The 24,315-nt window shown below is 68.6% G+C and carries 15 protein-coding genes; 3 read left to right on the top strand and 12 right to left on the bottom strand.

Features of this window, described 5'->3' with window-relative positions; all coding sequences use genetic code 11:
* Window positions 1-72: 72 nt before the first annotated feature.
* The 7 genes from ACX9TP_RS42400 to ACX9TP_RS42370 form a co-directional block, all read right to left on the bottom strand.
* Window positions 73-687, bottom strand: a complete 615-nt coding sequence (locus ACX9TP_RS42400; protein WP_482976382.1) for a response regulator transcription factor — start codon at window positions 685-687, stop codon at window positions 73-75.
* Entirely contained in the window at window positions 684-2,591 is a 1,908-nt protein-coding gene (locus tag ACX9TP_RS42395) for a sensor histidine kinase (RefSeq protein WP_482976381.1), read from the bottom strand. Before ACX9TP_RS42395 ends, ACX9TP_RS42400 begins: the two co-directional genes overlap by 4 nt.
* A 155-nt stretch (window positions 2,592-2,746) precedes the next feature.
* Window positions 2,747-4,147 carry a family 2B encapsulin nanocompartment shell protein gene (locus ACX9TP_RS42390; RefSeq protein WP_482976380.1) on the bottom strand — a complete coding sequence of 467 codons (1,401 nt, stop codon included), beginning with the start codon at window positions 4,145-4,147 and terminating at the stop codon, window positions 2,747-2,749.
* 33 nt (window positions 4,148-4,180) lie between these two features.
* Window positions 4,181-5,578, bottom strand: coding sequence for a family 2B encapsulin nanocompartment shell protein (locus ACX9TP_RS42385; RefSeq protein WP_482976379.1), 1,398 nt, complete (start codon window positions 5,576-5,578; stop codon window positions 4,181-4,183).
* A 53-nt stretch (window positions 5,579-5,631) separates the two neighbouring features.
* Entirely contained in the window at window positions 5,632-7,896 is a 2,265-nt protein-coding gene (locus ACX9TP_RS42380) for a family 2 encapsulin nanocompartment cargo protein terpene cyclase (RefSeq protein WP_482976378.1), read from the bottom strand.
* Window positions 7,897-8,097: 201 nt separating this feature from the next.
* Window positions 8,098-9,225: a hypothetical protein gene (locus ACX9TP_RS42375; protein ID WP_482976377.1), complete on the bottom strand. Its 1,128-nt coding sequence runs from the start codon at window positions 9,223-9,225 to the stop codon at window positions 8,098-8,100.
* An 88-nt stretch (window positions 9,226-9,313) separates the two neighbouring features.
* Window positions 9,314-10,036, bottom strand: coding sequence for a hypothetical protein (locus tag ACX9TP_RS42370; RefSeq protein ID WP_482976376.1), 723 nt, complete (start codon window positions 10,034-10,036; stop codon window positions 9,314-9,316).
* A gap of 116 nt (window positions 10,037-10,152) precedes the next feature.
* Here ACX9TP_RS42370 and ACX9TP_RS42365 point away from each other — a divergent pair, with 116 nt between their 5' ends.
* Complete coding sequence (locus tag ACX9TP_RS42365) at window positions 10,153-11,319, top strand: RCC1 domain-containing protein (RefSeq protein ID WP_482976375.1); 1,167 nt, start codon at window positions 10,153-10,155, stop codon at window positions 11,317-11,319.
* A 101-nt stretch (window positions 11,320-11,420) separates the two neighbouring features.
* Here ACX9TP_RS42365 and ACX9TP_RS42360 read toward each other — a convergent pair whose 3' ends face one another.
* The 3 genes from ACX9TP_RS42360 to ACX9TP_RS42350 form a co-directional block, all read right to left on the bottom strand.
* Window positions 11,421-12,071 carry an RDD family protein gene (locus ACX9TP_RS42360; protein WP_482976374.1) on the bottom strand — a complete coding sequence of 217 codons (651 nt, stop codon included), beginning with the start codon at window positions 12,069-12,071 and terminating at the stop codon, window positions 11,421-11,423.
* 155 nt (window positions 12,072-12,226) lie between these two features.
* On the bottom strand, window positions 12,227-13,516 hold the full coding sequence (locus tag ACX9TP_RS42355) for an SMP-30/gluconolactonase/LRE family protein (protein ID WP_482976373.1): 1,290 nt from the start codon (window positions 13,514-13,516) through the stop codon (window positions 12,227-12,229).
* A 332-nt stretch (window positions 13,517-13,848) separates the two neighbouring features.
* Window positions 13,849-14,499, bottom strand: a complete 651-nt coding sequence (locus tag ACX9TP_RS42350) for a VOC family protein (RefSeq protein ID WP_482976372.1) — start codon at window positions 14,497-14,499, stop codon at window positions 13,849-13,851.
* Between the two features lie 364 nt (window positions 14,500-14,863).
* Between ACX9TP_RS42350 and ACX9TP_RS42345 the strand changes: the two genes are divergently transcribed.
* Window positions 14,864-15,559 (top strand): AIM24 family protein, encoded by a 696-nt coding sequence (locus ACX9TP_RS42345; RefSeq protein ID WP_482976371.1) that lies wholly within the window; start codon window positions 14,864-14,866, stop codon window positions 15,557-15,559.
* Window positions 15,560-15,578: 19 nt separating this feature from the next.
* Here the strand turns inward: ACX9TP_RS42345 and ACX9TP_RS42340 are convergent, their stop codons facing one another.
* Window positions 15,579-17,084 (bottom strand): serine hydrolase domain-containing protein, encoded by a 1,506-nt coding sequence (locus ACX9TP_RS42340; protein WP_482976370.1) that lies wholly within the window; start codon window positions 17,082-17,084, stop codon window positions 15,579-15,581.
* A gap of 1,112 nt (window positions 17,085-18,196) precedes the next feature.
* Between ACX9TP_RS42340 and ACX9TP_RS42335 the strand changes: the two genes are divergently transcribed.
* Window positions 18,197-22,246 carry an AAA family ATPase gene (locus ACX9TP_RS42335; protein WP_482976369.1) on the top strand — a complete coding sequence of 1,350 codons (4,050 nt, stop codon included), beginning with the start codon at window positions 18,197-18,199 and terminating at the stop codon, window positions 22,244-22,246.
* A 412-nt stretch (window positions 22,247-22,658) separates the two neighbouring features.
* Here ACX9TP_RS42335 and ACX9TP_RS42330 read toward each other — a convergent pair whose 3' ends face one another.
* Complete coding sequence (locus ACX9TP_RS42330) at window positions 22,659-23,864, bottom strand: sensor histidine kinase (protein ID WP_482976368.1); 1,206 nt, start codon at window positions 23,862-23,864, stop codon at window positions 22,659-22,661.
* Window positions 23,865-24,315: the final 451 nt, after the last annotated feature.

Below are 24,315 nucleotides of genomic sequence, written 5' to 3'. Positions count from 1 at the left end.
CCACCTCAGCGCGGCCACCTCTACTCCGGGTGACGGCGCATGGCTATTGGACCTAGTGCTTACACAGCGGGCTCAGCCCAGGCCCAGCCGGTCCACGAACCGCACCAGCTCCGGCACCGAGTCCACGTCCAGCTTCTGGATGACGCGGGCGCGGTGCACCTTGATGGTCTTCTCGGTGGTGCCCAGCCGCTGGGCGACCTCCTTGTTGGTCAGCCCCTGGGCCACCAGCGCGCAGACCTCGCGCTCGCGAGAGGTGAGGACGGCATGACGGGCCTGCAGCGCGGCTGTCTCCGCGCGGCCGGCGCGGGCCGCCGCGTCCTTGAGCAAGGCCTGGGAGATGGCTCCCAGCACCTGGTGCTCATCGAAGGGCTTGAGCAGGAAGTCCACGGCGCCGGCCTTCATGGCCCTGACGCTGGCCGGCACGTCCCCGTGGCCGGAGATGAAGATGACGGGCAGGTGGCAGTTCTTCGACTCCATGGCCTGCTGCAGCTCCAGCCCGTTCAGCCCCGGCATCCGCAGGTCCAGCACCGCGCAGCCCGGCGTGTCCCCGGACAGCTGGGCCAGGAACTCGGAGGGCGAGGCGAAGGGCTTCGTGGCATGGCCGGCGGCCCGCAGCAGCCGCCCCAGTCCTCGCAGCACCGACTCATCGTCGTCCACGAGGAAGATGGTGGCGGGAGCTTGCGTCATGGCGAGGACTCCGTGTGGGCCGCGGGAAGCACGCACCGTAACAGAGCGCCCTGCCCGGGAGGGCTCTCGGCATGCAGGCGGCCGCCGTGCGCCTCGACGATGGAGCGGCTGATGGACAGCCCCATGCCCAGCCCGTGCTCCTTGGTGGAGTAGAAGGGCTCGAAGATGAGGGCCAGCCGCGACGGCTCTATCCCTCCTCCCGAGTCCTGCACGCTCAGCTCCACCTGCCCCGTGACGGGCGAGGCGGTGCGGACCTGCAGCTGGCGCTGGCCCGCGGGGACGGCGGCCATGGCATCCATGGCGTTGACGAGCAGGTTGAGCACCACCTGTTGGAGCTGGATTCCGTCCCCCTGGACGGCGGGCAGCGACGGGGCCAGCACCAGCCGCAGGTCCGCACCGCGCAGGTGCGTGTCGTTGGCCAGAAGGCGCGCCACCTCGCGGACCAGGTCATTGAGTGAGTGGAGCTCCTGCCGGGGCTCGCCCCGCTTGAGCAGCCCGCGCATGCGGTGGATGACTTCGCCCGCGCGCTGGTCGTCGGAGATGATGTCCCCGAGGGCCTCTCGCACCTCGTCCAGCGCCACGGGGCTGGCGCTCAGCAGGCGGCGTGCGGCCTGGGCGTTGCTGAGAATCGCGGCCAGGGGCTGGTTGAGCTCATGGGCCAGTGAGGCGGCCAGCTCGCCCAGGGCGGCCACCCGGCTCACGTGGGCGAGCTGATCCAGCGTTCGACGTGCCTCCACCTCCGCGACCTTCTCCAGGCGTTGGCGCTCGAGGAGCTCGGCCTGGGCACGCATCCGGCGGCGGCGCTCCACCACGAGCCCCCCGGCCACCAGCGCCTGCAGGCCGCTGATGGTCAGGGCTCCCAGGACCCACCAGCGGGAGCGCTCCCAGAGCGTGGGCTCGTCGAAGGCGAGCCGCACCCCGGCAGGCACCCGCTCACGGGGGATGTCCCAGCGCCGCAGCGCGCGGGCGTCGACCGTCAGCGTGTCCACGGAGGCCGGCTTCAGGGGCGCGAGGAACTCCTCCTGCGCTCCGTGCAACACGCGGGAGGTGAGCACTCCCAGCTGGTGGCCCACGGCCTCGTAGCTGACGAGCGCTCCGCCAACGAACCCCAGCCCCAAAACAGTCTCGTGGAGGGTGAAGCAGGGCCGGTTGCTGGCGGAGAGCAACATGCGTGCGATTTCGCGCCCCACGAAGGGTCTCCCGCTGGAATCGGTCATGAAGCTGAAGGCGAGGACCGTGGTGTCGTCCGGCAGGGTCCTCGCGCGCTGGAGCAGCTCGGCCAGCGGCAGGTTGCTCAGGTCGATGAGCTCCAGCCCCCGCTGCGCCAGCAACGGTTGCAGCTCTCGCACCATCTGCTCCTGCTGCGCACGCTCCCAGCGACTGGCGCCGTTGACGAGCGCCAGCCTCCGTGTGCCAGGCAGCAGCTGCAGGGCCAGCTCCGCGGTGGCTCGCACGTCAAAATGCAGCCAGAGGCCCGCCACCCGCTCCTGGCGAGGCTGCTGCTCCCAGAGCCGCGCGTCCTCGGAGAGGACAATCATCGGGATATCCGGCCACAGCTCCCGGCGCAGCTGCAGGGCCAACTGGATGGCGTCGGAGCGGAAGGCGATGACGGCATCCGGCCGGCGCTCCCGGTACTTGGCCAGATACCAGGTATGCAGGGCGTGGGTGTAGGCGGGCCCGCGGGCCCAACCCAGATCCAGGCTCTCGACATCCAGGGTGACGTGGCCGCCCTGGGCCTCCCACAAGGAGGAGCGGAGGCTGGCGACGAGCATCGCCATGGCGGGCAGCGCCGTATCCTCGGGAATGAGCAGGAGCACGGACTTTTCAGCCGGACGCGCCTCCTGGGCCACCGCCTGGGGGGACAGCAGCGAGAGGATGAAGACGAGGACGATGCGCCAGGACATGGTGGACACCTTGGACGTCAGAGCCCGCTGTCCTCCCCTGGGCCTCTGGATGTGGAGGCGGCGAGGGGGGGGCCTGGCGCGAGGGCCACCCCAGGCCGCGAGGTGTCGAGACAGCCAGGACGCCCGGGCCCCTGCCCCGGCCCGGGGCGAGCGCCTCAGCCGCCGAGCGCCACGTTCTCCAGCACGCCCAGCGCGTCGGGGACGTGCACGGCGGCGGAGTAGTAGGTGCTCACCAGGTACTGGGTGATGGCCTGCTCGGTGATGGCCATGCGCTTCACCGTGAGGCTCGGCTCCACCTCGTCGGGAATGCCGGCGTTGTGCAGGCCGACGACGCCCTGGTCGTCCTGCCCGGTGCGCATCGCGATGATGGCGGTGGTGTTCTCCCGGCTGATGGGGAGCTTGTCGCACGGGAGGATGGGCACCCCGCGCCATGCCTGCATCTTGTGCCCCATCACCTCCACCACCGTCGGGTAGAGGCCGCGCTTGTTGCACTCCCGGCCAAACGCCGCGATGGCGCGCGGGTGGGCCAGGAGGTAGCGCGTCTTGCGGCGGCGCGTCAGCAACTCGTCCAGGTCGTCCGGAGTCGGTGGGCCGGAGCGGGTGTTGAGGCGCTGCTTGAGGTCGGCGTTGTGCAGCAGGCCGAACTCCGTGTTGTTGATGAGCTCGTACTCCTTGCGCTCCTTCAGCGCCTCGATGGTCAGCCGCAGCTGCTCCTGCGTCTGGTTCATCGGGTCATTGAAGACGTCGGAGACGCGGGTGTGCACGCGCAGGATGGTCTGCGCCACGCTCAGCTCGTACTCGCGCGGCTTCAGCTCGTAGTCCACGAAGCCGCCCTGGATGACCGGCTCGCCGTGGTGGCCCGCCGTCAGGGGGATGGCCGCCTGGCCTGCCTTGTCCTGGGGCTTCTTCAGATTGGCCCGGTAGCGGTCCACGTGCGCCTTCAGCGCCGGGGACTGGAGGATGCGGGCCTCGAACGCCGCCTGCGGCAGCGCCATCACCGTGCAGGGCGTGACGGCCTTGACGGTGAAGGACCACACGTCGTTCGACTCCACCACCGCCTGGTCGCCGAAGTGGTCGCCGTCCGCCAGCGTGTCCAGCACGACGGGGTCGCCGTACTTGCCCGCGGTCAGCTTCTGCGCCTTGCCGTGCGCCAGGAGGAATACGTGCTCGGCGGGCTTGCCCGCCTCCACGATGGTGTCTCCCGGCTTGAAGTGCTGCTGGGTGAAGAGGCTGGCCAGGGTGCGGATGAGCAGGTCATCCACGTCCTCGAAGCCCCGCAGCAGCGGCAGCTTGAGCAGCTCCTGGGGGATGACCTCCACCTTGACGCCGATGTTGCTGAAGTTCAGGCGGTCGTCGCCCGCGGTGTACGTCAGCCGGCGGTTGACGCGGTATGTGCCGCCCGACACCTGCACCCAGGGCAGCACCCGCAGGAGCCACCGGGGCGAGATGCCCTGCATCATCGGCTGCGTCTTGGTGGTCGTCGCGAGCTGGCGGGCCCCGAGCGTGCTCAGGCTGGTGCCCTCGTGCGCGGCCATGTCCTTGTCTGGATTCGTCATGTAAGCGCCTTCCGATTCCGTGAGGACGTGGGACTACGAGCGGCCCAGCTCCACGCTCTCCAGGATGCCGAGCGCGTCCGGCGTGAGGACCGCCGCGGAGAAGTACGCGGTGACCAGGTAGCTCATGATGGCCTTCTCGTTGATGCCCATGAACCGGGCGTTGAGGCTGGGCTCGATTTCATCCGGGATGCCCGCCTGGTGCAGGCCGACCACGCCCTGGTTCTTCTCCCCCACGCGCATCAGCATGATGGCGGTGGTGCGCGACTCGCTGATGGGCAGCTTGTTGCAGGTGAAGATGGGGATGCCGCGCCACGCGGGCAGCATGTTCCCGTTCACGTCGATGCTGGTGGGGTAGATGCCGCGCTTGTTGCACTCCTGGCCGAACGCGGCGATGGCGCGCGGGTGGGCCAGGAAGAACGACGGCTCCTTCCACACCGTGGCCAGCAGCTCGTCCATGTCGTCCGGGGTCGGCGCGCCGGAGCGGGTGTGGATGCGCTGCTTCAGGTCGGCGTTGTGCAGCAGGCCGAACTCGCGGTTGTTGATGAGCTCGTGCTCCTTGCGCTCCTTCAGCGCCTCGATGGTCAGCCGCAGCTGCTGCTGGGTCTGGTTCATCGGGTCGTTGAAGAGGTCCGCGACGCGCGTGTGGATTTGCAGGACGGTCTGCGCGACGGACAGCTCGAACTCGCGGGGGTGCGTCTCGTAGTCCACGTAGGTGCCGGGCAGCACGGGCTCGCCGTGGTGGCCGGACGCCAGCTCGATGGCCTTCTGGCCGGAGGTGTCCTGCTTCTTCCGGGAGCGGGCCTTGAAGTCCTCGATGTGCTTCTGGAGCGACGGCACCTGCGCCACCACCGCCTCGAAGGCGGACTGCTGGAGGATGAGCGCGATGACGGGCGTCACGGCCTTCGCGGTGAACTGCCAGTAGTCCTGCGACTCCAGCAGCGCCTGGTAGCTGTAGTGGTCGCCGTCCGCCAGCGTCTCCAGCACCAGCGGCTCACCGTACTTGCCGGTGCCGATGCGGTTCACCTTGCCGTGGGCGATGAGGACGATGGAGTCCGCTTCCTTGCCGGCCTCGGTGATGACCTCACCCGCCTTGTACTCCTTCTGCACGAAGCGGTTGGCCAGCGCGGTCAGCGCGTCCACGTCCTCGTAGCCGCGCAGCAGGGGCAGCTCGCCCAGCTCCTGCGGGATGACCTGCACCTTGGCGCCGGTGCTGGTGAAGGTGACGCGGCCGTCGCCCACCGCGTACGTCATGCGGCGGTTGACGCGGTACGTACCGCCGGACACCTGCACCCACGGCAGCAGCTTGAGCAGCCACCGCGAGGAGATGCCCTGCATCTGCGGCTCGGACTTGGTCGTCGTCGCCAGCTGGCGGGCCGCCAGGGTTCCAAGGCTCAGGTTGTTGTCGTCGTGCTTCTTCGGGTCGTTGGACATGGTTCACCCTTCAGGTTTGAAGAATCAGGAAGTCTGCGCACTGCCGTTGGGACTCAGGACCTGCCGCCGCGGAACAGCTCGACGACGCGCGTCGCGGACATGCCCAGGCCGGAGAGGTTGCCGGTCTTGAGCTTGGGCGTCGCAGCGCCGATGAGCTCGAACTCCTTGTAGCGGTCCACCGCCGCGTGCCACCGGGGGATGCCCGCCATCCACTGCTGGAGCTGCTCCACGTACTTGTTCAGCTTCTCCTGCGCCTTCGCATCCAGGCCGAAGGTGCGGATGACCACCGGCAGCTCCGTGGCCACCAGGTGCTGGAACTGCTTCATGCGCGCGGTCATCAGGTCGTTGACCACGAGCACCGCCGCGTCCTTGTCCACGTCCAGGAACTTCTGGACCACGAGCACGCAGTTGTTGAGCTCGCCCTCGAACTCAATCTCCTTCTGGTAGGAGAAGATGTCGTTGACGAAGCAGGCGTAGTCCGCCGCGGAGTTCTCCAGCCCGCGCAGCGTGCGGGTGTTGAAGACGTCCTCCGGCACGGCATCCCCCTTGGAGAGCCGCGACAGGCTCATGGTGAGGTCCGAGCCGAACGTCTTGCGGCGCATCTCCACGTAGTCCACGGGGTCCGGCACGCGGTTGAGCATCTGGTTGTTGAGCTCCCAGACCCAGCTCTCCGTCATGTCCTGGATGGCCTTGCGGAACAGCGTGCGGCCGCGCGGGGTGAGCGGGCCGGCCGTGCGCTTCCACAGGTCCGCCAGGCCCGCCTCCACCGGGTTGGTGGGCACCGCGGGGTTGGGCGCCGCGACGTCGTCGGGCATGAACTGCGTGAGGCGGGCGTTGAACACCTTCGCGCCCGGCATGTCGCGCGTGTTCCCATAGAGGGCGGGGAAGTAGTCGTCCGCGTAGGTGCCCCACACCAGCCAGCACGCCGTGAGGTCCAGCTGCTCCGGCGTCGCATCCGGGTGGATGAGCGCGCCGCAGAGGGCCACGTCCGCCACGTCGAACTTGTGGTCGTCCCAGATGTAGAGCCCCACGCCGGGCAGCGAGTCCAGCATGCCCACGCCGCGCGCCCAGTCCTTGGAGTTTTTGCGCGCGCGCTCCAGGTGGGGGCTGAGATACGTGCTGTACGGCATGTAGAACTCCGGCAGCTTCACCGGGCCCACGTGCTGGCGGGGGACGTGGCTGAAGGACTTCGCGCGGGGCCCCAGGCCCAGCGCGCCGGCCGTCAGCGGCAGGCGCAGGGCGGAGGTGCCCAGGCCGGAGGGCAGCGGGAGCGAGAACTCCGCGCGCTGCTCCGTGTGCTTGTTCATGTAGCGGTTGGAGCGCATGTGCCACTCGTGACCGCCGGACTGCCAGTCCTGGAGGCCGCGCAGGTACGTGAGCACCTGGCCCTGCTCCACCGGGTTGAGGCCGTACTCCGCGAAGAGCCAGGGCAGCTCCGTGGCCGCGGTGTTCTCGAACTGCTGGAGCCGGGACGTCAGCAAATCATTGACCAGGTCGGCCGCGCGCTGGGTGTCGCAGTCGAGGAACTTCTCCACCACCAGCACGCCGTTGGAGAGCTCCCCCTCCTCCAGGATTTCGCGCTCGTAGGAGAACAGGTCGTTTCGCAGGTGGACCGCGTCGGAGAAGGTGTCCTTGAAGACGCGCATCGGCCGGCTCTTCACGACGCGGGCGGGAATCTCCGCGGCGACGGCGTGCTCCACCAGGTCCGAGGACCAGGGCGCGCCACCGACCTTGCGGCGCATCTCGATGTATTCGATGGGGTTGGAGATGCGCGCTTCACTGATGTTGACGATTTCCCACATCGACTCGTCGAGCAGGTGCTTGGTGTTCTCGAAGAAGCGCCGGCGCCAGTCCATGGACATGGTGGGCACGGTGCGCTTCCACAAATCCCACAGCCCGCGCTCCACCGCGTTGGTGGGCTCCGGCGGCGTCTGGGACATGTCCAGCGGCATGAACAGCGGCAGCCGGTCCAGGTACGCCTGGCCGCCGGTGATGTCGCGCGGATGCTTGTAGACCTCCAGGAAGTGGTCGTCGAAGTAGAAGACCCAGACGTACCAGTCCGTGATGAGGTCCAGCTCCAGGCTCGGCGCCTCCGGGTGCGTGTAGGCGCAGAGCAGCGCGAAGTCCATGCCGTCGAAGCGGCGCTCGGACCAGATTTCGCGGTCCGTCCCGTCGCGCGGCGGGCCCAGGATGCCCATCTCGTAGGACCACGCCTTGGTGTGGACCCGGGCTGCTTCGAGGTGCGGATTCAGGCGCGCCGGCCAGGGAACGTAGAACTCCGGAAGCTGGAATGGTTGCTTCTGCCGCGCCTTGGACATGCGTGCCCCTCATCCCCTCATCGAAACCGCGGGCACTTCTACTGTCATCCAGTTGCCAAGGCCATGGTTGGCGGGGTGCGCGGGAACGACGGTGTAATCCGGCCAATAAGGGCTGACGGTGAGGGGGGAAGTGGGGACGCAACCCCTGTGCGACGCGAGCTTTAACGGGTTCTCAGAACGTGGACTCTCATCGCACCGACTTCACTCCGTGCGGCGCCGCCGCGAGGGCTTGCTCTTGGGCAGGCTGTCCAGGATGGCGCGTCGATCCAGGCGGACCTCGAGGCGATGAGCGAGCCACTGCCCCAGGTGGTCGATGAGCTCCGGCAGCAACCAGCCTTTCTCCAGCCTCACGGCGCCCTTGGACGTGTGCAGCCACAAGGAGAACGACTCTCCGAAATCCTCGGACTCGTCCCGCCGCACCTCGAGCGACTTCGCGCGGTGGCTCACACGCTCGGGACGTCCAATCCGGTACCGGACCCTGTCGAGGACTTTCGGCCGGACCTCCCACTCCCACCGTGACTGGAAGGAAGGCCACGCCTTCAGGCCCACCCAGCAAGCGAGTCCCGTCAGGGCCACCGCCAGCAGCGGTCCCTCCACACTGGCTCCGTCGATGCCCTGTCGCCACATCACGACGGCCGCTGAGGCTCCGAGCAGGAGCGCCACGCCGCCCAGGACCCAGGCGCGATTGCTCAGGTCTCTCCGGTCGAGGCGAAGCACCACCCCTCTGCCGGAAACCGACACTGCTTCGCGGCCCTTCGGGACGCACTCCGTGAGCACCGCGGGCGTGGCGCCCAGCTCGGAGAGTCCACGCAGTCGCTTCCGCAGCGCCTCGAGCTCCGGCACCGTTCCCCGCGTCGCCAGCACGACGGTCTCCCCGGTGTGCAGCAGCGCCATGACGTCCCCCACTCTGTCGGGAAACGCCGCCACGTCGGAGTACGGCAGGTAGTGCACCTGGCTCCAGGGGGGCAGCCACCGTCGCCACGTCACGCCTTTCGAGTCCATCGCGAGCTGGTCCTCGCCCAGGACCGAGCGCAGGAGGAACCACGCGAAGCGGAAACCCACCCACAGCCAGCCCGTCAGCACGGCGGCCAGCAGCAGTCCACCGAGCACCAGCCCCACGGCCGGGACGTTCGTCATCGAATGCCGGCTCCCCATGGGCACGGGGTCCACGAGCACCTGGAGCACCGCGACGAGCACATCCATCATGAGCTTCGCGCCCGCGACGCCGATGGCGCACCAGATGAGCAGCAGGACACCATGGCCCAGCCGTCGCTGGTTGGATTCCCGCAGCCGCGTCTGCCAATCCGGCGTCCCCCTGGCGTCAGCCATGTCCTGCTTCCTCCCTCGCGTGCTCGACGCCCCACCGACGCGAAAGGCGCGTCACCATTCAATCGCGCGGGCCGGGCTTCGCTCGCGCCTAGAAGTGCGGCACGTACATCTCGGCGCGCACCTGGACCCAGGCGCCGTAGTTGACCGCATCAGGGGTGAAGTTGGTCACCGCGTACCAGGGCCGGCGCGTGTTGGTGGAGTTCGCGAGCGTCATGCCAGTCTCCGACACCGAGCCCAGCAGCGCGAAGGTGGCCGCGTTCTCCACGGTCGCCGAGGCGTTGCACGTCGTGCCTACGCACCGGACGAAGATGCCGAGCCTGAGCCGCGACACTCCGTTGAGGGCGGCCTTGCTGAACGACACGCAGTGCTTGATTTCCGAGGCGCTGGTGTCGTTCCACGCGAACCGCTCGATGGCGAACTCGACCATGGTGTCATAGGGGTCCGGGGCGCATGTCGCGTGATAGGCGTGGTCGATCTGGCCCAGCGCGATGCCAATGCCTCCACCCGGCGCACCGGTGCTGAAGGCGCCGGTCGACGTGAAGGGCTGGGCGTAGGAGAAGGCGCTGACGGCGAGGTGCTCGATGTTGGACTGGAGGAGCGGGGTCGCTTCCACGTCGAGCTCGAGGTACTGCTCCTCGCTGATGGCGCCCGTCGGCTTCGAGACCAGTCCGCCATTCCTCGAGGCGCCGCAATACCCCGGCGCGCAGGGAGGAATGAGTGTAAAGGATTGCGCCTGGGCGAAGGCGGATGCGCCCCAGGTCAGCACGGCGATGGCGAGCATCCGGACTGCGTCAGTCGACTTCCCATTCATGGTCTTGCTCCGGTTGGAGGGCGGCTCGAGCACCGGAGCGTAGCGATTTGATGGTGGCGAAAACCAGGGCGTAAAGGATTCCAATGAACCTGAAAACAAGCAGTTGGTGGCGGTGTGTGTTTGTCAGTGCCTTGCTGGTATGGGTGGGCTGCGGTGCCGAGGAGCCGCGGGCCATTCCCCAGGCGCTGGGCACGGCGTCGCAGCCGCTGGGCGGCAGCCCGGTCATCCAGGCCTCCACCTACTTCCACTCGCTGGCGTTGCGCTCCGATGGCACCGTCTGGGCCTGGGGCAGCAACAGCTACGGCAAGCTGGGAGACGGCACCACCACCCACCGACTCCAGCCCGTGCAGGTCCCCGGGCTCACCGGCGTCGTCTCGCTGACTGCTGGTTTCCACCACTCGTTCGCACTGCTTTTCGATGGCACCGTCTGGGCCTGGGGCAGCAACTCCGCCGGCGCGCTGGGGGATGGCACCTACTCCGCCGGTCGGCTCAACCCGGCGCCGGTCTCCGGCCTTGGCGGTGTCGTCGCAATGGACGCCGGCAACGGGTACTCGCTCGCGCTGCTGGCCGACGGCACCGTCAAGGCCTGGGGACGCAACGACCTTGGCCAGTTGGGGATTGATGCCACCGGCACTCGCCTTCAGCCCGTGCAGGTCCCCGGGCTCACCGGCGTCGTCTCGGTGGCGGCGGGCATTGACCACGCGCTCGCGCTTCACGCCAATGGCACCGTTTCGTCCTGGGGCCGCAACCTCCACGGTGAGTTGGGCGATGACACCCCCACCCTTAGACGCCAGCCCGCGCAAGTCCCCGGGCTCAGCGGCGTTGTCGCGGTGGCCGCGGGCTCCCACTTCTCGCTCGCGCTCCTCGATGATGGCACCGTTCTCGCCTGGGGCGACAACTCCTACGGACAGCTGGGTGATGGCTCCATGACCTCCCGCTTCCAGCCCGCGCCCGTCTCCGGACTCTCCGGGCCTCGTCGTGTCGTCTCCGTGGCGGCTGGCGGCGCGCACGCGCTCGCACGGCTTTCCGATGGGACGGTCCTCGCCTGGGGCCACAACGTCTACGGTCAGCTGGGGAGTGGGGACATTGTCAGTCACCCCCTGCCTGTGACTGTCTCCGGGCTTCAGTCCCCAGTCGTCGCGGTGACCGCGGGCGCGTGGGGCTCGCTCGCGCGGCTCTCCGACGGCACCCTCTGGTCCTGGGGCATCGGTGAGTACGGCATTCTCGGAAACGGCGGAGTGCTGGAGTACAGCGCGACGCCCGTGCAGGTCCTGTGGGACTGACCGCGTAGAACGAACCGCGGCCATTTCGGGTCCCCTTCAACACGCCCCCATCCTTCTGATGCGTGCCTGCCAGGAAGGAGGTACTCCGGGGATTGGGGGCGTCAGTCGAGGTCGGAGGGTTTGCTTGTCGCGGGTGGGACCTTCACGACGACGGTGCCGGCGATGAAGTCATGGAGACACCGGCGCTTGCCTCCGTAGATGAAGAGGATGTCCACGAGGCCGAAGACGCCGGGGATCAGCGCGCCGGTGATGAGTCCAATCAGGTACACCGCGACGTTGCGCAGCAGGATGATGCGCAACACCGAGGCGGGTTGGCCATCCGCACGCACCACGCGAATGCCCATGTAGCGCTTGCCGATGCTCTGTCCGTGCCGGACGAGGAACACGAATTGGGTGCAGAGCACCGCCCCCACTCCGATGAAGGCGAGGAGAGGGGAGATGGGCTCCATCCCCGGATTGGCGCGGCGGATGGCGAAGCCTGTCAGCGCCGCCAGGAAGATGGGGAGGATGACGATGAGGCCATCGGTGAAGGCCGCCACGAGCCGGGTGCGGCGGTCCGCGAGGAAGGGCGTGCTCGCGATACAGGGGCGGCAGAGCGCCTGGCCTCGCTCCCAGAATTCGTAGCAGCGCCAGCAGGTGAACGTCCCACAGCGCTCGCAGATCTGCTTCGCGGTGTGCCGCGGGTGGAATGCGCAACGGGCCCCTTCGGGCGGAGGCGGGCTCTCTGTCGCTACCGCAACCTGGGTCTGCATTATGTGGATTCCCCCCTCACGACAAACCGCTGCGTGAAGTCCGTGTCCCGACGACTGCGTGACGGCGACCTGACATCAGACCATTGAGAAGGAGCAGGGGGCAAACCGCGACGAGCGGGTGGACGTGTGGGCCAGGGCTGCCTGGAGCCCGGCACCTACCGTGAGGCACCACCCAGCGGGAGCCGGAGGATGAGCGGCGGTGCCAGGGCCGCGCCGTCCCGGAGCCGACCTTCGTCGTCGTAGTGCTCCCACTGGCTGTTGGCGACATAGCGCAGCTCCTCGCCGACCACCGCGCCGCTGGTGGGCTGGTCCGCCGCCGGAAGGTGCCGGTCGAGCAGCTCCACGGCCCGGATTCGAAGCGGGTCCTCGTCGAGTCGCATGCGGATGACCCGGGCGGGCTGCAGCCCGTTCTGGATTCCGATGAGCGCGTCGCCGTGACGCGCCAGTCCGTCGACTCCGAGCACCGTGGCACCTCCGGCGGGCGGTGTGACCTCGGAGACCTTCCGGCTCGCCCTGTCCACGGCCAGGATGCCGTGGGAGTAGTCGGCCACGTAGAGTCTGTGGCCGTCCGCGCTCTCCGCCATCCCTTGCGGCGACCGGAACAGCGGGTCGCTCGCGAAGACCTCCAGCGTGTCACCCGTCACCGGCACCCGGTAGAGCACGGGCTGCTGGCTGTCGGAGACGAACACCTCTCCATTCGAGGTGACCTGGATGTCCCCTGGCGCATGCGGCCCCGTTCCGGCGGGGAAGCCGAGGCGCCGCTGGAGCCGGCCTGACGGCAGGTCGAAGGCGTGAACCCAGGCGAGGTTCTCATCCGCCTGGGTGAAGCCCTGCATCTGGGGAATGGCGGCCGACGTCACCCACAGCGTGAGACCGTCCCGCGACACGGCCACGGCGAGCGCCGCCAGCACTCCGTCCTGGCCCGGGGGCACCACCTGCGTGGCCCGCCCATCGCGCCCGACGCGCACCACCTTGCGGTGCCTCACGCTGGTCACGTAGCACGCCTCTCCCCGTGCATCGCAGGCGATGCCCTCGGGGAAGAAGTCCGCTTCGTCGAGCCGGAACGCCACGCTGCTGTGTGCCCGCGGCTCCTGGTTCCGGGCCAGCCGCTCGGCTGCGGCGCGGACGGGGGCGGAGTCGAGGACCCTGGCGAAGCTGTCGTCACGCGCGAGGTCCACACCCAGCCCCAGGTCGGCGCTCACGTCGAGCCAGCGCGCGGTGGCGGCCGCGTCGCCAAGGCGGGCGGACAGCGCGGCGAGCCCGTAAGCGTAGGCCGCCTGGGTCGGCCATGCGTCCTGTGCCTCCGTCGCGAGCGCGCGGGCCTTCTCGAGGTGGCCCTCGCGCCGGGCGGCGGTCGCTTCCCTCCAGCGCGTCCGCGCCAGGTCGGCGCGCGTCCGGGCCGAGGCAGGCGCACCCGGCTCGGTGGTGGACGCGCCTGGGAGCATGACTCGCGGCACGCCTCCGTCAGGAGCGGTGTCGGGTGTGGGGGCCTGGGCCCCGCTCGCGCCGCCTCGGCAGCCGACGAGCAGGAGGAGGACGAGGCCCGTGAGTGGAAGGCGGCGGAAGGACGCGTGAGGACAAAGAGCCTGGCGCATGGAGGTGCCAACGATGAAGGGACGCGGCATGCACGGCAAGAGCGCCCCTGTGAAGGGTGCCAGTGCTCGTCACGAGCGAGCAGGTCGCGGCACAGCTGAGCACGCGCGCTCAGGGCGCCCGGCGGGTGTTGATGGCTCAGTTCTCCCCGGGCGCGCTGCCGCCGATAACACGCCTTCGCCGCTCACGACGGCAGTTGCTCTCCGGACTCCTCCGCCGTCATGTAGCGCGCGTACCAGTCGGGCCAGTTCTCGTCCGCTTTGCCGATGCGCTTCTCGTGTTCGCCGTGGGCGGCTGCGGCACGCCGGAGCGCGCCTGCCAGGTCCCTTGCGGATGTGAACGACATCTGGGAGCGGTCCACCCGACCGGGGAACCGGGATGTGACTTCCTGCAAGAGCCAGGTGTTGCCGTCCGGGTCGCTGAACGAAGCGTACGAGCCATAGCTCTGGTGGTCGGGCGCGGCGCCACGGACCTTGTCGCCGAAGGGCGCGGGGCCTTCGGAGAAGTGGAACACCTCGCTCACCTGGACGCCGCGCCCCACCAATTCGTTGCGCGCGGCCTCGATGTCGGAGACGACCAGCAGCAGGTTGTGGGTCGAGCAGGACGCGTCCGACGTGAGGCTCGTGCCGAACTGGAACGAACACGGAGAGCCCGGCGGGGTGAACTGGAGCACGCGGGAGTTGCCCTTGCTGAAGTCCGCGTCGAGCCGCCACCCGAGCCTCGTATAGAACTGCTTCGCACGGTCGAGGTCCGAGACCGGAATGACCACCGCCTCGAGCTTCAGGTCGATTCCCCCGTTGCTCGCGGTGGGGCTCTCGACGGTGGTTGCACTCATGGCTGCCTCCTGGGGGACTGCGGGGGATGTGGGGGTCGCACCCAGGTTCAACGTGAGGCCCGCGGGAGGAAACGGCTAGTGCGCGGCGCTCGAAACCATGCGTGGTGCACGTCGGTCGGAATCCCGTGGGCACTGCGCGAGAGGGCGCTCGCCGCGTCGGTGGCGAGCGCCGCTTCGCGCATGGCCAGGCAGCCGCAGGAGTCGGGCGGCAGCCGCCACGCTCCTTCAGCGCGAGCGGGCTGGCGCAGCCGCATCCCTGTTGGCCGATGACGACGGCTCCCCGGGAACCTGTCCGGAGGGCGCTCCGGGACTCGCAATCTCGACGGTGCTCAGGCGTAATGGCGGCTTCACGCCAGGGAGAACGATGAGCCGCTACTCGCTCGAGCAGTTCGTGCAGGAGACCGCGCAGAAGGACCAGAACCAGGGCGTCTTCGAGCTGGAGTCCAAGTACATGCTCGAAGTCAACCTGCGCGGGCGGGTGTGGACGAAGACGGGGTCCATGGTGGCCTACCAGGGCGGCGTGAAGTTCCGGCGCGAGGGCGCCTTCGAGCACGGCTTCTGGCGCTGGTTCAAGCGCTCCTTCACCGGCGAGGGAACCAATCTCACCAAGGCGGAAGGTGTGGGGCGCGTGTACCTGGCCGACTCCGGCAAGAACATTTCCATCCTCGGCCTGCAGGGCGAGGCGGTGAGCGTCAACGGCAACGACTTGCTCGCCTTCGAGGACCCCATCCAGTGGGACATCCGGATGATGCGCCGCGCGGGAGCGATGTTGGCCGGCGGCCTCTTCAACGTGCGCCTGGAAGGGCAGGGGATGGTGGCCATCACCAGCCATGGCCAGCCGCTCACCCTGCGCGTCAGGCCGGGCAAGCCCGTCGTGACGGACCCCAACGCCACCGTGGCCTGGTCCGGCAACCTGGAGCCCGAGCTGAAGACAGACATCAACCTCCGGACGCTGGTGGGCCGGGGAAGCGGCGAGGCGTTCCAGATGCACTTCGAGGGGGACGGCTTCGTCGTGGTGCAGCCCTACGAGGAGCTCGGCCCCCAGGTCCCCGGCCGCTGACACACGCGGCGGAGGCGGCTCACCGGAGGAGCAGCGTACGGATGCGCTGGGCCACGCGCTCGGCGGCCGGCGGGTCCTGGTTCGACATCACCGCGACGGTGTAGCCCTTGCCCATGTAGATATCGAGCTGGCTGTTGAGGCCCGGGAAGCCGCCTCCATGGCCGACGACGCGGGCTCCCCGGAGCTGCTCCTCGAAGAAGCCGTAGGCATACCGGGTGTCCTTGTCCTCGGGCCGGCGCTGCACCTTGCCGGTGGTCACGAGCTGCGTGGTCTTGGCGCCGAGCAGCTTGTTCGCCTGGAGCGCCTGGGAGAAGCGCCACAGGTCCTCCACCGTCGAGTACCCGCCTCCGGCCGGGCCTCCCCTGGCCGTGTGGAGGTAGAGGTTGGTCCAGTCCCGCTTGGTGCTCTCCTGCTCACCCGGGCCCTGGCTCGTGTATCCCACGGCGAGGTTCGGCGGATCGCGGTCGACCTCGTAGCAGTCCGAGTTCGTCATGCCGGCGGGCTTGTAGATGTGCTCGCGCACGTAGTCGAAGTAGCTCTGTCCGGAGGCCTTCTCGATGAGCAACCCCAGCAGGAGGAAGCCGGAGTTGCTGTAGCTGTAGCGCGCCCCTGGCTCGAACCTGGGGGGCTCATCCACGAACAACGGGAGGAAGTCCTTGGGTTCGCGCAGGCGGCTCTTGTCCGCCGCGGCGTACTTGTCATTGAAGAAGTTGCCGAGCCCGGAGGTGTGGGTGAGGAGCTGATGGACGGTCACCTTCTCGGCGACAGCCTTGTTCGGGTAGTCCGGCAGCACCTTTCCCACCGTGTCCTGGAACGACAGCTTCCCGGCCTCGACCAGCTGCGCGATGGCAACGGCGGTGAACATCTTGTTCATCGAGCCGAGGTTGAACTTCGTGTCCAGCCGGTTGGGCACCTGGAAGCCCCGGCTCGCCAGGCCGAACGCCCCTTGATAGACGAGCTTGTCCCCCCGCGCGATGAGCACCGTCCCTGAGAAGGCCTCCGCCGCGGCCAGCTTCTCGACGTAGGCCTGCGTGGCCTTGGCCACCTCCTCGTCGCTCAGTGGACGGCCGCTGTCGCCCGCGATGGGCTGGGGCTTCACGGCGGTGATGCCGTGCGGCGCCTTGGCCTCGACATCGACCTGCAGCCGCACCGATTCACCGGCCAGCTTGTCCTTCGCCACCAGGATGACCGTGCGCTCGCGCGACGACTCCACCTTCTGGAGGGTCAGCCCTTCCGTGTTCATCCAGAGCTCCCCGTACGTGCCAAGGTGCTCCTCGGCGGGGCGCTGGGTCAGGGTCGCCTTCGCGTAGTGCTCCTGGATGAAGGTGAGCATCTTGCGGCCGTCGCCCTCGTTGAACGCCTGGAGCAGCGCCGCGGCCTGCCGTCCCGCGGGTGTGCCCGGCAGCTCGACGGGCGCCTGCGCGCGTGGAGCGTCCGCCGCCCGCGCTGGCGCGGCCACTAGCACGGCGAGGGCCGCCACCATCACCACTACGGGGCGCAGCAATGATTGCTTCGGAAGTCGCATCGGTCGGTCCTGTGGGAAGACGGGTTCCAGCCTTGGAGAGCCGGTCCGCGCGGAAATGATGCACGAGGCACGGCGTCCCCTGTGCATCATGACAGGACCATGACCATGAAATGGGGCTCGCATGGCCCTGGTCCGTCAAGGCCAAGCGTCGGCCTTGCCAGAGCGGCAGCGCTCGCCGGCGCCGTAGTTCGGAAGAGGGGCCCACGGCTGCATCGCATTGGTCCGCTGTCGCGCTCCGGGCGCTTCTCTTCCGATTCGGTCGCTCGCCCAGCACCCTCGCGCGCCGTATCCGTGAACGCGGTCAGCGCGAGCGACGTCCACCGCCCCTCGTTCCATGCAAGGTGCATCGTGACGTCGAGGTCCCACCGTCCCGTGGGAGCTCGACGAGCTGGCCGGATGCGAACGCGTTGGCTGCGGCCGCCGCCGATAGCGTCGCCACTCCGAGCCCGGCGGCCACATCGCGCTTGATGGCCTCGATGCTCTGGAGCGCATAGGGCGAATAGGAGGCCGGTTGGGGGGGAGCGCTGGAGCACAGGAGCCGAGGAGGGTCGCTGACGGGTGGAGCCTGGGCTGAATGCCAGGTCGGTGGACGGACCGTGCAGCCCCTTGGCGCACACCCTTGGCCAGGCGGTCCTCCCAGGAGGGGATGGCAGGGGGGCGGGCCTGTGAGCACCTGTTGCTTGGGGCTCTGACACCACGCCAACCGCGGTGCTCCCTGTGCCGGGCCCGCTTCGCGGGCCGCCATGACAACTCCAAGTGCTCCACAATGGCACGTACCCTACCGGGAACCGTCAGGTACGACGGTACTCGCCGCCTGACCCAATCCTGGCGAACGCGAACACGTCCAGAGCGAACGTCCTGCGCAGCAGCCCGGCCCCATCCCCTTGCGGCATCCGTTCCTTCATCGGGGATGGAAGCTGGCACGCAGGTCTCGGTTCATGCCTCGGGGCTCGGTTTCCATTCCATGGGAACGTCAGGGATGGAAGGGGGCGCATTTTGGAGTTTGGACCGCCTACCCGGAAGAGGCTCCAGGGACAAGAGACACGGTCCATGAAGAGATGTATGTTCTATCCTAGGCGGTTGTCGAGGCCAAAGGACTGACAAGGCACTTCATGGAGACTGCCGAGTTGCTCATTCCTTGCGTGCCGGCGCTTCTGGTGCGCCGCGCGGTGCTCCAGCCGGTTCCCCCAAGCCGCCCCGAGTCAGAATGCTTTCCTGCCGCCGTGCTGCTAGCGGACGTGTCTGGCTTCACTCCTCTCACTGAGCGCCTGTCCCAGCAGGGCTCCGCGGGCGCGGAGGAGTTGTCGCGGCTGCTTGAAAAGCTGTTCGCCCCCCTGGTGGAGGTCGTCGCAGCCCACGGTGGGGATCTCCTCCACTTTCCCGGGGATGCCCTGCTGGCGCTGTGGCCTGCCCGGGAGGACGAGGCATCGCTCGGGGTGAGCGTGCGGCGCGCGGCCGAGTGCGGCCTTGCGTTGCAACAGGCGATGCGTGTCCCTGCCCTCCAGAAGCTTGCGCTCTCGCTGCGCGTCGCGGTGGGCGCGGGCGAGGTGCAGGCGGTGGTGGTGGGCGGTGTGCACGGACGGTGGCAGGTACTGGTGCGGGGCGAACCCTTCACCCAGTTGCGCGACGTGGAGCGCATCACCGCGCCGGGGGACGTAGTGCTATCCGCGTCTGCTTGGCTCCACGTGGGAGCGAACCTCGTAGGCGATGCCCTGTCCGCAGGCGGTGTCCGTCTAGCGTCGGTCCAGGCGCGTGTGCCGGTCATCCCTCTGGCCCCACCGCCGCTGCCGGCAGGGGCTGAGGCGGCGCTGCGGCCCTTTGTGTCCAGGGCGATGCGGGCAGCGCAGGAGGTGGGGGAGCGGTGGCTCGCGGAACTGCGCCGGGCCACGGTGCTCTTCCTTCGGCTGGACGGCCTGCCTGAGGCGGCCTCGGAAGGACTGCTGCCTCGGCTCGCGGACGCGGTGTGCGCGATGCAGGAGGCCATTTATGCCTTCGGAGGGAGTGTCAACCAGTTGCTGGTGGACGACAAGGGACTGGTGCTGGTGGCGGCCTTCGGACTGCCCACGTGCGCGCACGTGGATGATGCGGCGCGGGCGGTGAAGGCGGCGCTCCGGGCGCGCGAGGCGCTGCGGTCTCTAGGACTGCGTACGTCCACGGGCATCGCTACCGGACGGGTTTGTTGCGGTCTGCGCGGGGGTGTCCTCCGGCATGAGTACGCGGTGATGGGGCGCACGGTGAACCTCGCCGCCCGGCTGATGCAGGAGGCTCGGGATGGCATCCTGTTCGACGAGGCCACCGCTCAATCCATGGGCGAGCGCATCCGCGCCGAACGCCTCCCTCCCGTGAAGGTCAAAGGGGTGACAGAGCCGCTCGCCCTCTTCCGGCCCGGGGGCACCACGGAGACTCGCGCTGACCGCATGGCGGAGTCCCTGGTGGGACGGGCCGAGGAGCGCGCTGTCGTGGATGCGGCGCTGGACGGCTTCTGTCGGGGGCAGGGATGCACCCTGGTCGTGGAGGGCGAGGCAGGCATCGGCAAGTCTCGGCTCCTCTCGTACGTGGCGGAGGGTGCGCGCACGCGTGGGCTTCGCTTGCTGTCAGGCAGAGGAGACGCGGCGGAGAGCGCCACCGTCTACTACGCTTGGCGTTCCGTTTTCACTGCGTGGCTTGGCCTCGCCCCCTCCACGCCTCCAGATGTGCGCCGCGCTGCGTTGCTGGCCCGACTGGCCGAGACTCCAGATGCGTTGGAACTCGCGCCGCTGCTGAACCCCGTCTTCCTGCTGTCGTTGCAGGAGTCGGAGCGCACCGCCCAACTGCGTGACGAGGCGCGCGCGTCCACCACGATGTCGCTGATGGCGCGGTTGCTCGGCGCGGCGGGGCCCTCGGTGCTGCTTCTCGAGGATGGCCACTGGTTCGATTCGTCCTCGTGGGAGTTGCTCCGGCGCCTGGCGCGCGACGTTCCGGGATGGTTGCTGGTGCTGTCCACACGGCCCCTCCAGGATGGCCCGTCGCCAAGCTTCGAGGCCTTCTGTCGACTGCCCTCCACGCGTCGGCTGCGGCTGTCGGCGATGTCGCGCGAAGACGTCCTCGCGCTGGTGTGCGCGAGGCTCGGGGTGACTCGGTTACAGGAGGACGTGGCCGCCTTCATCCAGCAGAAAGCCGAGGGCCACCCTTTCTACTGCGAGGAACTCGCGCACGCGCTGCGTGACAACGGGTTGCTCCTGATGGAGCGCGGTGAGTGTCGTCTGGCATCCGGCGCCGGGAGTCTGGAGGCGCTGGGGTTGCCCGCGACGCTGGAAGGCCTCATTACCAGTCGCATCGACCGGTTGACGACGGTGCAACAACTCACCTTGAAGGCGGCGAGTGTCATTGGCCGCACCTTCGGCCGGGGCCTGCTCGAGGGCGTCCACCCGCTGCCCGAGGAACGGAACCGGTTGGAGGCGCACCTGCTGCGCTTGCACGCTCAGGATCTGGCCCTGCCGCTGGGGACCACGCCCGAGCAGAGCTACCTCTTCAAACACGTCATCACGCAGGAGGTGGCGTACAACCTGCTGCTCTTCTCCCAGCGTCGGCAACTCCATGAAGAGGTCGCACGCTGGTACGAGCGCACCCATGGGGAGGATCTGACGGCCTTCCATCCGCTGCTGGCCTATCACTGGATTCGCGCCAACGTGCGGCTCAAGGCGTTGGAGGCGCTGGAGAAGGCGGGGGACCATGCCCTGGCGGTGCAGGCGTCACGCGAAGCAGTGGGCTTCTTCTCCAAGGCGCTGGAGTTGGAAGCGGAGGGCCCGGAACGGGTGGAACCCCTGCGGCTTGCTCGCTGGGAGCGGAAGTTGGGGCGTGCGCTGCGGTGCTTGGGCAGACGGGACGAGGCGCAGTGCCACTTGTCTCGGGCAATGAGTTTGATGGGTTTCCCGGTGGCCGTGGGCCGAGGAGCGCTGGTCCTGGGGACGCTGCTCGGAGTGGTGCGACAGTTCGTGGGATGGCTGCCAGGACTGCGGAACCGCAGATCGAGGCGCGGGGGCTCCGAGTCCCTGGTAGATGCTGCGGAGGCGTGCTCGGATCTGGCACTGCTTGCGTACTACGCGCTGGACATGCCGATGCTAGGCTTTCTCCTGTTCCAAATGGCCAACCTTGCGGATCGGTCGGGCGTGGCCAGCCTCCGGGCTCGGGCCTACTCCGCGCTGACGGTGGTGGTGGGCTCGGTGCCACTGCACGGTGTGGCCAATGCCTACCACGAGGCCAGTCTGGCGCTCGCGCGGGAGGCTGACGATCAGGAGGGGCTGTTCGAGGCCCGGTTGTCATTTTCGCTCTACCTGCTGGGGGCGGGCCGCTTCATCGAGGCGGAGCCCACGCTGATGGAGGGGATCGCGGGCTTTGGTGGCCTAGGGCACCTGCGGCTGGCCGATGAGACGCGCTTCCTGTTGCTCAACCTGTTCATCTTCCAGCGGCGATTGGCGGAGGCAATGACGTTGGTGGAGTCGCTGGCGGTCTCGGCACGTCAGCGCGAAGACGAGCAGATGATTCGGTGGGCGAAGGAGGACATGGGGCGAGTGCTCATCCGCAAGGGGTGCGTCGCCGAAGCGGTGGACCTTCTGGGCTCGTTGCCCCGGGACATGGATGCACTGGCTGACACGTCGCTCGCAGGCTCGCTGTCCCTGGCATGGCTGCGGCGGGGCAATCTCGTACAGGCGCGGGGGATTGCCGAAGCGCAGGCGGAGCAGGTGCTGCGGATGCCCCTCAGCATCACGGTGTTGGATGGCTACACGGGCATGGCGGAAACGTTCCTTGAACTGTGGCTTGCGACCAGGGCGAGGGGGGAACCGAACGCCGCGAGTCTAGAGCGCTTTGCCCAACGCTTCTGCCAGGCTCTGGAGCGCGGTGCGGGAGCCTGTGCGGTGGCGCTGCCGACGGCGCGTCTGCTCCGGGGCCGGCTGCTTCTGGCTGCCGGACGACCTCGGGCCGCGCGTCGGAAATTCGAGGCCGCCGTGCGGGCGGCCAATGCCCTAGGGATGCCGCTGGAAGCGGCGACCGCCCACCGCCTGCTCGCCGGGTTGGGGGCCTCGGACCGGGACTGGCACCTGGCCGAGGCGCGGCGACTCGTGCCTGACGCCGAGGAATCGCCCCCGGGAAGAGAGCCCGCGTCCTTTGCCGAGAGCATCTGAACGCCAACGTGCCGAGAGCATCTGAACGCCAACGCGGTCATCGCCACACTGCCCCGCCCGGGCCTGCGCACCGGGCGGGCACCCTGTCTCAACCTACGCTTGGCCGCCCTGCAGCTTGAGTCTGGAGAAGATGACGCGGCCGGCCAGCCACGGAGGTGGAGGGAGTCCCACCGAGCCCTGGATTGCCGCGGCAGAACAAGACGTGAGTGTTCGCCGTGCCCCGTCGTGACGGGTGCTGTCTGATGTGAAACAAACGCTACCGGAGTCGCTTCGCTCGGCCCTGGGTCCGAAGAAGGCGTGGCTTCGGTGGAGCTGACGGCCTCGGAATTGGTGCTCTTCCTGGAGGGTTGCGTGCTGGCGGGGCGGCGGACGCTGCTCCACGGGCATCACCGGAGCCGGTGCGCACCCGCCATCAGGCCTGGGCGCCCCGCGCCGCGATGGGCTTCGTCGCGGGCTGCTCCGGGAGCTCGATGATGAAGCGGGCGCCCACTCCGCTCTGCCCTTCGGCCCGGATGCTCCCACCGTGCCGCTGGATGACGTTGAACACCGTCGCGAGCCCCAACCCGGTGCCGGCATAGCCCGAGGCCGAGGGGAGCCGGACGAAGGGCTCGAAGAGCTTCGGCGCGGTATGGGGGTCGAAGCCGATGCCATTGTCCTCGACGACGAGCGAGGTTGGCGTCGGGCCACGCGTCACGGTGATGCGAGCACCAGGGCGGCCCGCGACGAACTTCCACGCGTTCTCGAGCAGGTTCGTCAACGCGACGCGCATCAGCCCTTCGTCGGCGGTGAAGACCAGCCCCGGCTCGACGTAGGTCTCCACGGGAGACGCGGCATGCCGCGCCCGGAGGGAACGGATGATGTCTTCGCTGACGGCGGACAGGTTGGTCGGGCGCGGAGCGAGCCCTCCCATCTTGGCGAAATGGAGGCGGATGAGGCTCTCCGTGATGTCGTTCATGCGGTCAGCAGCGCCCCGGATGTCCTGGGCGGCCTCGCTGTGCGCGTCGGGAAGCGGCTCGCTGACCAGCCAGTTCGCGCTGCTCCGCACGACCTGGATGAGGTTTCGAAGGTCGTGGGCCACCGTCGCGGCAAAGGCCTGGAGCTGGGTATTGGCCGCGCGCAGCTCGACGGTGCGCTCCGCCACCTGGCGCTCTAGCGAGCGGCGCAGGGCGATGTTCTGGAGGCAGGAGGCGACCACGGTGGCGAGCGAGTCGAGCCGGGCGAGCTGGTCGGACGTGGGCTCGAAGCGCAGCTGCCAGTAGGCGCCGATGGCCGCCGACACCTCTCCCTGTCCTACCGGCACCATCGCCATGCTCTTCACGAAGGTCGGGGCGTAGGCCTCCACGGGCACGCGCGGGTCGTCGAACACGTCGGGGATGACGGTCCGCTTGCCATTCAGCATGCACCAGCCGCTGACGCACGACGTCAGTGGAAAGCGGCGTCCCTTGAACAGCGGACCAATCGCATCCTCGTCGACGTAGAAGCACTCATTGCCGTCCCGAATGACGAAGGTGACGCCGTCGCAGCCCACCCACTTCCGGGCGGCGCGCCGGATGACAGCGATGACGTCCGCGTCGGTCTCGGCGTCGCCCAGCTCACGTGCGATATGCGCAAACTCCATACACTCCCTCGCGTGCCAGGGATTCTGGCATCAGGGCTCTCGGGTGTCATGCCAGATGCCTGCTAGGTGTAGCGCGGATGTATCCGGAATGACTCGGGGTGCGTGCCCGAGAAGCGGAACGCCGAGACTCCCTCGGGACGGGAGGGCCGGGGGTAGGACTTACCCCACCCTTCCGACGGGCAATCGCGCACGCGCTCGAAGCGGGAGCACACCGCGATGGACGAGGGGTTGTGCGCCTACTTCCACAGCAGTGTACCCGCGAAGAAGAATGCGAGGCACGCGGCGAGAATCAGCCACGTTCACAGTGGCACAACCGGCTTGTCCGCTTCCCCGCCGGACGCCTTCACCATGTCCTCACCAAAGTACGCGCCCGGCCCCGCCACCAGCGAGCCGTTCGGCTGGGAAGGAAGTAGACCGCATCGGCGAGTTCCACCAGCGGTACTTCCGCAAG

It is taken from the genome of Pyxidicoccus sp. M15 (genome assembly GCF_056858435.1).
Note: the sequence above shows the minus strand (reverse complement) of the source record. Positions and strands in the feature narration are given on the sequence as shown.